The sequence below is a fragment of the Prochlorococcus sp. MIT 1342 genome, assembly GCF_047304495.1.
Classification (GTDB): domain Bacteria; phylum Cyanobacteriota; class Cyanobacteriia; order PCC-6307; family Cyanobiaceae; genus Prochlorococcus; species Prochlorococcus marinus_D.
Genome location: NZ_CP138957.1, coordinates 2,168,403 through 2,181,363, shown reverse-complemented (window position 1 = coordinate 2,181,363; position 12,961 = coordinate 2,168,403). Strand labels below are relative to the sequence as shown.

Sequence of the window (12,961 nt, the reverse complement as noted above, 5' to 3'; positions counted from 1 at the left end):
ACACCAATGCCAAAACTCTACGGAGGGTTTTCGGAGAACTGTGCTTTCTTTCAGGAGGCGGCAAGGTTGGGCAGCCAATCCACTAGGGGTGGGGCTGCAATGATCAGCACCAAGACAGCGATTTGCAGGCCCACGAAGGGCAGTGCACCCTTATAGATTTCTTGTGTGGTAATGGTTTTAGGGGCTACTCCGCGTAGATAAAAGAGTGCGAAGCCGAAAGGTGGAGTGAGGAAGGAGGTTTGCAAATTGGCGCCGATGACCACACCTAGCCAGATCAAGGCCTCGGGTCCAAGGATTTGGCGAGCTGCGGGCAGTAAGAGCGGAACGGCAATAAAGGCGATTTCAAAGAAGTCGATGAAAAAGCCGAGGCCGAAGATCGTGAGCATGCTCACGGCCATAAAACCAACCTTGCCGCCGGGCAGGTTCAGCAAAAGATCGGCAATGAGTTGATCGCCGCCTACTCCGCGAAAGACAAGGCTAAAAGCTGTTGAGCCCAGTAAAATCGCCATCACCATGGCGGTGGTTCGTAGGGTTTCATCGCATACTTTTGAGAGGCTGCTGCGGCTGAACCCTCCATTGAGCGATGCTAGGACCATGGCGCCAGTGGCACCAAGAACGCCAGCTTCGGTGGGTGTTGCGATTCCAAAGAAGATGCTGCCTAGCACCAAGAGGATCAGGCCTAGGGGCGGGATGATCACACGCAGCAGTTGGCCAGGTTGCATGGGGATCAGGTCTGCTGGATTCAGTTGGGGGGCGAGATGAGGTTTGAGGTGGCTGATCACGAGCACATAAGTGGCAAATGCACCAGCCATGAGCACCCCTGGAATCAGTGAGCCAAGGAACAGATCTCCTACTGAGACACCCAACTGGTCGCCGAGAACCACCAAGACAATGCTGGGTGGGATGATCTGGCCAAGGGTGCCTGAGGCAGCAATGACCCCCGTGGCAAGTGAGCGGTCGTAGCCCGCTCTCAGCATGGCCGGTAGAGAGATCAGCCCCATAGTGGTGACTGTCGCTGCTACGACTCCGGTGGTGGCAGCGAGCAGTGAGCCGACTAGCACGACCGCCAGGGCCAGGCCACCGCGCAGTTTGCCGAGTAGACGTCCCATGCTCTCGAGCAGTCGCTCTGCAATACCTGATGTCTCGAGCATGGCGCCCATGAACACAAACGCCGGAATGGCCAACAAGGTGAAGTTGGCCATGATCCCCAGGATTCGCTGCGGCAGAGCGGTAACGAACAGTGGATCGATCACACCAAGAGCCATGCCCAGCAACGCGAAGATCACGGCAATGCCACCGAGGCAGAAGGCCACTGGATAGCCGCTCAATAGGGCGAAGACCAGGGCTATAAACATCCCAGGCCCAAGTGTGGTGGCGGGATCGAAACTGATCACATGGTCGAGTAGTTCAATCTCAATCAAGGCGATCTCCGCCCTGTTCACCTTCAGAATTGAATGACATCAATGTTTGGGCTTTTAGCTTTGCCCAGGCTCGAATGGCTTCGGCGACGCCTTGTAGGGCCAAGAGTAGGAAGCCCAAGGGGATGAGGGATTTAACCCAGTAGCGCGGCAGGCCGTTGGGGTCGGGTGAGGCTTCGCCGATCCTCCAAGACTGCAGGGCGGGTTCGAGCGAGATCAGCATTACTCCCAGGGCAAATGGCAACAGGAAGACCAGGGTGCCAAGCAGCTCCATACGTGTTTGGTGCTTTTCTCCCCAGCGGCTTTGAAGTACATCAACCCGCACATGCCCATGGCGTTGGAGGGTCCAGCCCAGTCCTAGTAGGAACACCAGATCAAAGAGGTACCACTGCCCTTCGATAAGACCGTTGGAGCTGAGATTGTGGCCGATGGATACACCGAGATAGCGCCCCACAACGTTCCAGAGCCCTAATCCCAACATCATCAACACCGACCAGCGCGCAATGACTGCAAAGGCCTTGTTTAAGGCGTCAAGGCGTTCTGCTAGGTCTAACCAGCGTCTCATCAAGTTCCTTGCAGCTGGTTGTAACTGAAGCGAGCGAATGAGAACTCATTGACGTTGTTCCAGGCGTAAACCTCTTTGCGGAAGCCTTGCCATTGCTGCAGCAGGCTGCGGAAGCTGGCATCTTTTGCGGCGGTATCGCTATAGAGCTGGAAGGCTGCTTCCTGGGCAGCTTTAAGGATGCTTTGGTCATAGGGAACCAGCTCGGTGTTGCCCTTTAAAAGCCTTTGCAGAGCAGCCCCGTTGAGGTTGTCGTATCGGCTGAGCATGGTGAGGTTGGCTTCGTAACAGGCGGTGTTGAACATCGCTTGATATTCGCTCGGCAGCTTGCTCCAGGCTTGTTGGTTGACCAGAGCGGCAAGGGTGGGGCCGGGTTCCCACCAACCTGGGTAGTAGTAGAAGCGTGCGGCTTTGGCTAGGCCAAGCTTTTCGTCATCGTATGGGCCGGTCCATTCAGCGGCGTCGATCGCGCCACGCTCTAGAGCCAGGTAGATCTCTCCACCAGGCAAAACCTGGACGTTCACACCCAGCTGGGCAAGCACCTTGCCGCCCAGGCCAGGGATACGCATTTTGAGTCCCTGTAGAGAACTGAGGCCCTCGAGTTTGCGCTTGAACCATCCGCCCATTTGTGCACCGGTGTTGCCAGCGGGGAAGCTGATCACTCCGAAATCGGCATAGAGGTTGTTGATGGCGTCGTTACCGCCTGCTTCGTAGAGCCAAGCGTTCTGTTGTTGTGCGGTAAGGCCAAACGGTACGGAAGTGCCGAAGGCAAAGCCGGGATTTTTGCCAATGTAGTAGTAACTGGCGGTATGACCGCACTCGACGGAGCCCGCCTGAACCGCATCAAGGACTTCTAAACCTGGTACGAGCTCGCCGGCCGCATAGGGCTTGATTTGGAAGTTGCCTCCGCTTAGTTCATTCACCCTTCTGCTGATTGTTTCGGCCCCGCCGTAAATCGTGTCTAGTGAGGGGGGCCAGCTGGTGGCCATTCGCCAGCGCACCTTCGCCTGGCTGCTGCTACTGCTGTTTTCTTCCTCTCTACGGATTGTGCAGGCACTGAGAATGCCTGCACCGACGGCTGCTGAGACAGCCGTAGCACCAGACCCGAGTAGTTTTCGACGTTGCATACAGTTCTCTGGGTCGCTGCGATTTTACGGCGCATCTACAAGTTCGGAGCAACGATGTCAGTTGAAGAATGAAGTTTGAAGTTGCTTTTCGGGCTAGGGCTGGTCCCAAATAGCACTCCTCCACAACATTGAGCCATGCTTACAGGGTCTTGTTGGTATCTCACGTCGTTCTTCAGCTGAATCGTGTTGGCGATGTGATGCTTGGTTTTTGGCGACGCTGATCTCGAGAATCGCACCGCGCTAGGCGGCTTTTGTCTGTTCGCGCTCTCCCCCTTAGGGCCAGTGGAAGTGATTATGCAAGACCCCATGGCTGAATGTTTTGAGTAGTTCATGATCCAAAACTTTGACAGCAGGATCAGAGACTCTTTGTTGTTATTTGTCAGCGAAGTATTTTGTCTTTGTTGCGCCCTTAAGTATTTAATATTAGGGTCAGTTTGGTAGTGTTTTTAACTCATGGCGGCTTGGCCTAAATCCGATCGGTTAACTGAAATTGTGTAACTTTCATTTCTGTTTGCACGATTTCAGTTGTGGCGATGGGCTGGAATGTGTCGAGTTACTAGTTGCTGACCCAGGCGTTTAAAAGAATCAAAGGAAGATTGCTTTTGATCAGAATTCTTGGACACTCAAAATAGAAAATATTCAAGGCTTAAGTGATTAAGGCAAAGTTAATATGCATATTTTGCCTAAATTTCATGTATCAAAGTTCATGTATCAAAGAAATGGACTATGCCTATTGGCTGATGATCTCCTTAATTTTTTGCATGAACTTGGTTGCAAGGCAGCGTCAATTTTTGATTGTTAATGGGCTGGTGTGCACTCACAACCAATACCAGCTGCCGATCGCAGCAGCTTGGCCGATGCGTAGACCTTCTTGATTCCATAGGGTCCATATGCGTGCGTTCTTGATTAGAAACCTTCGCCCTTCATGGTTAATACGGATCCCTTGATAGTCCTTGATTGCATCCTGTTGGAGCGCTTTGTCTAAGGCATTGGCGCGTGCATCTTGTTCGCTGGTTGGTGCTGTCAAGCGGGAAGGCATGCCGACCATCTCTGCCCAGCGCCGTCCCCACAGCTGAAGTGCTGCAGCATTGGCATAGCTGAGATTGGGATCTTGCCCGTCACTATGGGCCAGTACGGGCTGTCTTGAGGCAAACAGTTCCTGGCTGGCAAGACGTTGTGAAGGCTGCCGCCGCTCACATGCCAGAAGTGTGTGATTGAAAGCTTGTTGGTGAGAGATTAAAAGCAGGTTGACTAGCTCCTGCTTCTCCGAAGATAGCCAGGGGGCTTCAGCCACCGGTCGCCATTGCTTGAAGCATGGCTTGCTGGGATAGGGCTTGTCCCTGCTCCCTGAGATGATTCAGAAAAGTCTGACGGGCTTTTGGGAAGCGGGGTTCTTCTGCCAGGGGTAGATCACCTGCTGCATCGAGCCCTGTGTCGCCTTCCATGGCTGGAGTAATCACCACCAGATCGGCATCGAGGCTGGAGTCGTAGCGCCACCATAAGCTCGGGTCCACAACGGCGGGATGGGGTGGTACAGGTAGGTCTTCGCTGCTGGATGGCTCAGCAGGAACCTCATTCTTTGCGGCAGCTGTTTCTGCCAGTTTTGCGAGTGCATCACGCCGTTGTTCGGCTAGATCCGCAAGCAATTTGTTGCGGGTGCGACCGCGTAGCTGAAACAGTACAAAGGGATCTTCGCTGAAGCGATCCCCCATCAGGAAATAGATGGCGCTGATGTGTTTGCAGGGATTGGCTTTATCTGGGCAGCTGCATTCACTGCGGACTTCCTGCAGCTTGAAGGGAAAAAGACGTCGACCACTGGCGGCAAATGCCCGCTCGATGTCTGCCGGCATGATCCCTGCCAGCAACTGGGCAGACCAGCGCGCTTTCTGGGTAAGGGCTTCCAGTACATACCCCCAGTCTTCGTCGTTGAGGACATCAAGCCAGAGTTTCACCTTGTAGGGGTCTTCCCCGGTGCCCTGGACGCGGGCGTGTACTCGGCGACCCTCGAAGCGTATTGAGGTGACATTGCCTTCTCTGGCGTAGGTCCAGGCACGCTCAAGTCGCTTTTTGAAGCGGTAGGAATTAATCAATTCCATCCATTGCTCCACCCACCAAGGCTGTTGCCCTAGCCCCTCTTCCCCTAGGGCGGTTGTGATGCTGGTGTTGTTGGTGCTGCTTGTCATGACGTCATCTTTGAATCAGCTGTCTTCTAGGGCCACTAGTTCGCGCAATTGACTGACGCCCAAGCCACCTAACCAGTCTTCTCCAGAGCCAATGATGTCTTCGGCAAGTCGAGATTTTTCGCGAATCATGCGATCAATTTTCTCTTCAACTGAGCCGCTGGTGATGAATTTGTGCACCATCACCCGATTGATTTGCCCGATCCTGTAAGCGCGATCAGTGGCCTGGTTTTCTACGGCAGGATTCCACCAGCGATCAACATGAAACACATGGCTGGCTCGCGTCAGGTTGAGGCCTACACCACCGGCTTTGAGTGACAGCAGGAACAGTTGGGGTCCACGTGGATCCTCCTGGAAGCGATCAACCATGGCCTGACGTTCAGTTTTGCTTGTGCTGCCGTGCAGGAAGGGAACTTCAAAGCGCCAGCGTTGTTGCAGGTAGGCCTTAAGGAGATGCCCCCATTCTGCGAATTGGGTGAATAACAGAGCGCGATCTCCTGCCTCGATCACTTCCTCGAGAATTTCTTCCAAACGCAGCAGCTTGGCGGAACGGTCCATGAAGCCTTTTGCAACGGTTTGTTCTTTGAGGGCTAGGGCGGGATGGTTGCAGATTTGCTTCAGTCGGGTAAGCAATCCGAGCACCTTGCCATGGCGTTGACCTCTGGGTGCGCGGGCAATGGCCTCCAGTGTTTCATCCACTGTGTTGCGATACAGGGCTGCCTGTTCTTTGCTCAGACCCACCCATTCGCTCAGCTCTACCTTTTCGGGTAGGTCGGAGATGATTGCCTTGTCGGTTTTTAGTCGTCTCAGGATGAAGGGACCAACACGGCCCTTGAGGTCTCGGAGGGAAGACATGTCGCCATAGCGCTCAATCGGCAGCCGGTAGCGCTGGCGGAAGAAGTCTTCTTCACCGAGAACCCTTGGGTTAAGGAAGTCCATCAGTGCCCAAAGTTCACTGACTCGGTTTTCGACGGGTGTGCCGGTAAGAGCAATCCTGAAGCGATTGTTTTTGTCTGGGCGACCCATATCGCGTGCTGCTTGGCTCTGTTTGGCGTTGGGGTTCTTAATGGCTTGGGCTTCATCGATGACCACGCCTTGCCAGTCGACCGTTTCCAGGAGCTCACTATCTCGCTGCAGGAGCCCATAACTGGTGAGAACGAGGTCTAAGCCTTTGAGTGCTTTCTTTAAGGCGGCGGGGGTAGATGGCCGACGCGGCCCATAGTGTTCGCGGACGTTTAACTCTGGTGTGAAGGCCAATGCCTCTCTCTTCCAGTTGGTGAGTACGGACGTGGGAGCGATCAGCAATACCGGCCGTTTGAGTTCCTGTTCCGCCTTGAGGTGTTGCAGGAATGCCAGTAGCTGGATCGTTTTGCCCAGGCCCATGTCGTCGGCCAGGCATGCCCCTTGATCGAAGCGATGCAGGAAGGCCAGCCAACCCAGACCCCTTTCCTGATAAGGCCTTAGCTGACCGCAGAAGCCTTCGGGAGCAGGTAGGGGGTCTGGTGCTTTTTGCTGGTGGTACTGCTCCAACACCGCCTGTAGTCGTGGACCGGCCTCAAAGCGGTGAACGGGCAGTCTCATCAGCGTGTCGCCATCGGTTGCGGTAAGGCGCAAGGCATCGTCGAGGCTGATGCCTGGATTGACGCTGCAGAAGTGTTCCGCATGTTTGAGATCGTTGGGGCGTAATTCGATCCAGGCGCCCTTGTGGTTGACAAGCGGGCTGCGCTTGCTTGCTAGTCGCTCCAGTTCGCGAAGCGTCAGGGTGACGCCACCGATCATGAGCTCCCAACTCCAGTCGAGGGTTTCGCCCAAAGTGAAACCTCTAGATCTCTCCGATAGCTCCGCCTTGATCGCTAGGCCTAGGCGACTAGCCAGCCCTCCCGAGAGGCTGGCAGGCAATTCCACGCCAACGCCAACATCACGCAGTTGGGTCGCTGCAGTGCGCACTAATACAAAGGCTTCAGCAGGGGTGAGCTGCATTGCTTCTGGTGTGGCGCTGTCGAGGCCTCGTTCGATCGGTGCAAACACCGTGAGGGCTCGCCCCATGCCTTCCAGTAGCACCTCGCCTGGATGTTCCACACGGATTTCGCCTAGTTGCAGGACCTTGGGACCAGCTGCCCAGGCTGCTGCGGCCGGTACTTTGATCGTGGGATCAGCCTCAGCTTGTAAGGAGAAGCGCAGCTCCCAGAGGTCTTCCCCTTCTCCGGGAGTGAAGAGTTCTAAGCAGGCCCTGGCTGGTGCGACGTTGCCAGCCACGCCTTCACGCCAATGGTTGCTTGCTGTAGCTAGACGTTCGGCTTCCTCATCGGGGAGGTTGATCACGCCGCTGTCCGACCCCAGTGCTTCCTGCCAGGCTGTGAGCAATGGGTCTAGGCCTTGCTCACTCGCTTCAAATCCGGAGCGCAGTTGGGCATCCAAGAGTTCTTCCAGCAAGCTGGCTACGCGAAGGCGACCGCTGCGGGGTCTGCACGAAGCCACAGGGTTAGCGGCTCGCATCGCCTCTGGTCTTAGGCGGGTCATTCGGTTGCTACGCCTTCCGGTGGGCTCCCGCCAGGGGAGGGCGCAGGTGGCCACTAAGGGAAGCTGAGCGGCAAGGTCTTCGAGGCGGCGGCGATCATCTTCACGGTTGAGTAGCGGTGTCCAGCGTGCTCGGTGGGGATAGCCCTCTCCCTTGCTGAGTTCCACCTGGGGTAGCCAACGTCCGCGAGCAATCATGCTCAGGGCCCAGCGCTGTAGATGGCTCCACCAGCGCAATTCATCGGCCAGATCAGGATGATTTCCTGAAAGAGGCAGTTTCGAAAGCCAGGCCGTTGCGGCAGCAGGTTCCACTGCCAGGCCTTGCACCTGCCAGGGCCACCATTCCGTTTGTTTGGGAATGGGTTCGCCTGCTTGTAAGGGCAGTCCTGTCCAAGTTGTTGTGTGGTCTTTGGCTTCGTCGGATTCAGTGGATACGTTCTTGGTTTTGCTGCGCGGTTTGACTGTTCGGCTAGGCAGGGTCAGGCATGCTGTGGCGTCGATGATTTCATCAGGCAGTAGATCGCGCTCAATGAGCCAGGCACGTAGATCGTCTGGGCTGAGGGTGAAGGGGTGGAGTGCGGGAGTTGCTGCTGGTCCTGCTGGGGTGGCGACTCGCCAGGTATCTGCCCACACAAGGAGCGCAGGGCGACCGGAGCTGGTCGGAGTACGGATGGCTGGAAGCCAGGTGGCGTGCAGCAGGCTCATGGCCGCGACGCAAAAAGTATGTGTTGGGTTTCTTGGAGCAGGAGTGCACTGCCGATCAACGGCAACCATCCACGCAGGAGTTCCACAACCAATCATGCCAGGGCGCCGGTCCCCTAGCTATGCCCAGCTGCTTTCGAGGGGGTGCAGCTGTGGATTGCGCAAGCTACAGCTGCCATAGAGCAAGCCCAAGCCTTAGGAGCGCAAGTCCATTGCCAGTTTGAAGGGCAGGTTTAACAGGGCTGCACGCATGCCTGAAGTTGGCATTGCCCAAGCGAATGCAAATACATCTGGGCCCCAACCATTGGGTTGGTTGCGGTGGCGGGCAACGTCATAGGGAGGTCCAAAGGCGATCATGGCTGGTGGATCCTTGTTCCACGTCCGAATTCTTCATGGCCGTTGCAAGATCATTGCGTTCTGGTGATTCGCGACCTCGCACTGGGTCAGAGATCCGCACTGCTTTTCTGACATTTTTTGCTGAGCGTGCGCATCAGGTGATTCCTAGTGCTTCGTTGGTTCCTGAAGACCCCACGGTGCTACTAACCATTGCTGGCATGCTGCCGTTTAAGCCCGTTTTCATGGGTCAGGCTGAACGCCCTGCGCCGCGGGCCACCAGTAGCCAGAAATGTATTCGCACGAATGACATCGAGAACGTGGGTCGCACAGCGCGGCATCACACGTTTTTTGAGATGCTTGGCAACTTCTCTTTTGGCGATTACTTCAAGCAACAAGCGATTGAGTGGGCCTGGGAGCTCACGACAGAGGTGTTTGGACTTGATCCGAAGAATTTGGTGGTGAGCGTCTTTCGTGAGGACGATGAGGCTGAGACCATCTGGCGAGATGTGGTGGGGGTGAATCCCAAGCGCATCATTCGTATGGATGAGGCTGATAATTTTTGGGCTTCAGGGCCGACTGGCCCCTGTGGACCTTGTTCGGAGATCTATTACGACTTCAAGCCTGATCTGGGCAACGACGACATTGATCTGGAAGACGATGGTCGTTTTGTTGAGTTCTACAACCTGGTTTTTATGCAATACAACCGAGATGGGGAGGGCAATCTCACCCCACTCGCGAACCGCAATATTGATACCGGCATGGGCTTGGAGCGGATGGCTCAGATTTTGCAGGGCGTCCCTAATAACTATGAAACTGACATTATTTACCCATTGATCGAGACGGCTGCTGGGCTGGCGGGTCTCGATTATCAAAAGCTTGATGAAAAGGGGAAGACCAGCTTCAAGGTGATCGGCGATCACTGCCGCGCGATTACGCATTTGATCTGTGATGGGGTTACTGCTAGCAACCTTGGTCGCGGCTACATCATGCGGCGTTTGCTACGCAGGGTGGTGCGTCATGGGCGACTGGTCGGGATCGAGAAGCCTTTCTTGCAGGCCATGGGGGAAGCGGCGATTGCCTTAATGGTGGAGGCTTACCCCCAGCTTGAGGAGCGCCGCAAGCTGATTCTGGCGGAACTCAATCGCGAGGAGGCCCGCTTCTTGGAAACGTTGGAGCGTGGTGAGAAGGTGCTGGCTGATGTGTTGGTTGCTAATCCCCAGATGATTTCAGGGGGCCAGGCCTTTGAGTTGTACGACACCTATGGCTTTCCTTTGGAACTCACCCAGGAGATTGCTGAAGAGCATGGTTTGACTGTGGATCTCCAAGGATTTGAGCAAGCGATGGATCAGCAACGTCAGCGGGCCAAGGCCGCTGCAGTGAGCATTGATCTCACGCTGCAAGGGGCTATCGAGCAAATGGCAGCTGAGTTGGAGGCCACTCGCTTCAAGGGTTATGAGGTCTTGGAGCAGCCTTGCTGTGTCTTGGCCCTAGTCGTGAATGGGGAGTCGGCCGAACGAGCCAGCGCTGGTGACAGTGTGCAGATCGTGCTCGATACCACGCCCTTCTACGGTGAAAGTGGCGGCCAGGTGGGTGATCACGGTGTGCTTTCGGGTGAAGGATCCGGCGGCAATGGTGTGATCGTGACTGTTGACGATGTGAGTCGTCATCGCAACGTATTTGTGCATTTTGGTCGTATTGAGCGCGGCACGTTGGCTCTGGGCGACCTGGTTAACGCTCAGGTGGATCGGGCCTGTCGTCGCCGTGCCCAGGCCAATCACACTGCAACTCACCTCTTGCAGGCGGCGCTCAAGCAGGTCGTTGATTCGGGGATCGGTCAGGCAGGTTCTCTGGTGGACTTCGATCGCTTGCGCTTCGACTTCCACTGTTCGCGAGCTGTTACGGCCAAGGAACTCGAGCAGATTGAGGCTTTGATTAACGGTTGGATCATGGAATCTCATGATCTGATTGTTGAGGAGATGTCGATCCAAGAGGCCAAGGCTGCCGGCGCTGTAGCGATGTTCGGAGAGAAGTACGCCGATGTGGTGCGCGTGGTGGATGTGCCAGGTGTGTCGATGGAACTTTGCGGCGGCACCCATGTGGCCAATACAGCTGAGATCGGCTTGTTCAAGATCGTTGCTGAGAGCAGTGTTGCTGCAGGAATTCGGCGGATTGAGGCGGTGGCTGGTCCGGCGGTGCTGGCCTATCTCAATGAGCGCGATGAGGTGGTGAAGAAACTTTTGGAGCGCTTGAAGGTGCAGCCCAGCGAAATCGTCGAACGGGTGACATCGCTGCAGGAGGAGCTGAAGAGCAGCCAAAAAGCGTTGACTGCAGCACGGGCTGAATTAGCGGTCGCGAAGTCAGCGGCCTTGGCAACCCAGGCAGTAGCTGTTGGTGAGTACCAGTTGTTGGTGGCCCGTCTTGATGGTGTGGAGGGTGCGGGCTTACAAAACGCAGCTCAGGGTTTATTGGATCAATTGGGGGATGGTGCTGCTGTTGTGTTGGGAGGTTTGCCTGATCCGAGCGACGAAGGCAAGGTGATTTTGGTGGCAGCTTTTGCCAAAGCCGTGATCGCTCAGGGTCAGCAAGCGGGCAAGTTCATTGGCTCGATCGCTAAGCGTTGCGGCGGCGGCGGCGGCGGTCGCCCGAATCTGGCTCAGGCGGGCGGACGCGATGGCGCGGCTCTGGATGCTGCTCTGGAAGCGGCAAAGGTTGAGCTGAAGCAAGTCTTGGTCTGAGTTTTTAATTGCAGGGAGACGTCTTAACTAAAAGCTTGATTGTCGAGATATCAAGTAATTGTATGACCTTGCTGCATTAGTTTTCTTATTGAGCTCATTCAACGATATTTGCTACGTCTTTAGGGCGGGAGTTTTGAAAGATATGCTTCTAGGCGCTTACTTATGGTCAATCGTTTCAGTTAAGATCTCTAGTATATGCAGCAAAATCAGATGATATTTATTGGGCTAATATATTCTAATAGCTTAGGTTTAATCAAAAAAAGAAATTTCACAAGGCTCTGGATTGCAATCACCGCCTAAGCTTGTTGATTTAATCAGCTTAGTAGTTAATTAATGGTAGGCCTGCAGGTGGCGGATTTAGAGCTCTTTTGACTTCCTGTTGCACTGATAATTTAAATTTTGACCACTGGGGACTGCGGATAATCTGTTGAGCAGCGGCCTTGCCGAGTCGGTGACCTGCTTCTACGTCGCTGGGGTAGTGCAAGCCGCAAAACGGACGGACATAGATCCCCTGGCGCCCTGTTAGCAACAGGGGCTCACGCCGTTGCGGGAACAGATCGGCTAGCAGGTAACTCGCTGTGGTGTACCAGCTTGCATGGCCACTGGGATAACTCTTGCTATCTTCCAATGGTAGGCAGGGTTTGATGGTGGAATAGGCGACGAAGGGCCTATCGCGACTGATTTCTTTCTTGAAAGTGTCTTTCACGTTGTTGACTAGCTTGATGAATTGCGGAAGCTTTTTTTTGATCTTTGGAGCTGTTTTGGAGAAATCAGAACCCAAGGCAGGTTCGAAAACTGTCAAAACTTTGTCCAGATAGGTCCAAGCATTCCTAACTCCGCTAGGGTTTCTGCTGTTTTGAAGCCAGAAGAGAATATCGAGATCACGTTGTAATGACTTGCTACCTATTTCTGGAGGATCACCGATTACTTTGCGCAGGGCAGAGATATCTAGAACTAATCCCTTCGCTGGATTGCCTGATTCGGCATAAACAGATGGTGACACTAAGCCAGTGAAAGCAAAACTTAGAAGAAGACTGCGGACTGAAATGTTTTTCATGGAAATTACTTATAGTTGATTGATGATTGCTAGTGGCAATAAGTAAAGCAATATTGCTTGGATAGGTTTCTTTAGGACTAGACTGTCATCGATCGGTTAACAGGTAAACATTGATCGATCCGTCTGATGGCGCTAGCTTTTCAGGATAGGATGAATGTCTTGATAATGGCTCTCTAGTTCGTTGACGAGGATTTTTCTAGCTTAATCTAGAAAATCGTTTTCCTTGGGAGTCAATTTGCTATTTATCAAGATGGGTTCTCTTTAGCTGATTTTGCTTAGACCTTACGAGTTGCTCTATGAATAATGAGTCTAAATAATATTTGTCTT

9 protein-coding genes are annotated in these 12,961 nt (G+C 54.3%); 1 reads left to right on the top strand and 8 read right to left on the bottom strand.

What is annotated here, in order from left to right:
• Positions 1-50: 50 nt before the first annotated feature.
• The 7 genes from SIB79_RS11155 to SIB79_RS11125 all read right to left on the bottom strand — a co-directional run bounded on the left by SIB79_RS11155 (position 51) and on the right by SIB79_RS11125 (position 8,863).
• Positions 51-1,421 (bottom strand): TRAP transporter large permease, encoded by a 1,371-nt coding sequence (locus SIB79_RS11155; RefSeq protein ID WP_081215717.1) that lies wholly within the window; start codon positions 1,419-1,421, stop codon positions 51-53.
• A complete protein-coding gene (locus SIB79_RS11150; RefSeq protein ID WP_063404541.1) occupies positions 1,414-1,983 on the bottom strand; it encodes a TRAP transporter small permease subunit in 570 nt (189 codons plus the stop codon). Before SIB79_RS11150 ends, SIB79_RS11155 begins: the two co-directional genes overlap by 8 nt.
• The gene (locus SIB79_RS11145; RefSeq protein WP_063404543.1) at positions 1,983-3,107 is read right to left on the bottom strand and encodes a TRAP transporter substrate-binding protein; all 1,125 of its coding nucleotides are present in this window, start codon (positions 3,105-3,107) and stop codon (positions 1,983-1,985) included. The genes SIB79_RS11150 and SIB79_RS11145 overlap by 1 nt, the downstream gene beginning before the upstream one ends.
• Before the next feature lie 817 nt (positions 3,108-3,924).
• Entirely contained in the window at positions 3,925-4,401 is a 477-nt protein-coding gene (locus SIB79_RS11140; protein WP_063404545.1) for an MEKHLA domain-containing protein, read from the bottom strand.
• Entirely contained in the window at positions 4,394-5,290 is an 897-nt protein-coding gene (locus tag SIB79_RS11135) for an SWIM zinc finger family protein (RefSeq protein WP_063404547.1), read from the bottom strand. The genes SIB79_RS11140 and SIB79_RS11135 overlap by 8 nt, the downstream gene beginning before the upstream one ends.
• Positions 5,291-5,305: 15 nt before the next feature.
• A complete protein-coding gene (locus SIB79_RS11130; protein WP_063404549.1) occupies positions 5,306-8,509 on the bottom strand; it encodes a DEAD/DEAH box helicase in 3,204 nt (1,067 codons plus the stop codon).
• 192 nt (positions 8,510-8,701) lie between these two features.
• Positions 8,702-8,863: a hypothetical protein gene (locus SIB79_RS11125; RefSeq protein ID WP_236068902.1), complete on the bottom strand. Its 162-nt coding sequence runs from the start codon at positions 8,861-8,863 to the stop codon at positions 8,702-8,704.
• 35 nt (positions 8,864-8,898) lie between these two features.
• On the opposite strand from SIB79_RS11125, the gene alaS reads away from it, so the two are divergent.
• On the top strand, positions 8,899-11,577 hold the full coding sequence (gene alaS / locus SIB79_RS11120) for an alanine--tRNA ligase (protein ID WP_063404551.1): 2,679 nt from the start codon (positions 8,899-8,901) through the stop codon (positions 11,575-11,577).
• Between the two features lie 319 nt (positions 11,578-11,896).
• Here the strand turns inward: alaS and SIB79_RS11115 are convergent, their stop codons facing one another.
• Entirely contained in the window at positions 11,897-12,580 is a 684-nt protein-coding gene (locus SIB79_RS11115; protein ID WP_236072697.1) for a phosphatase PAP2 family protein, read from the bottom strand.
• Between the last annotated feature and the right edge of the window lie 381 nt (positions 12,581-12,961).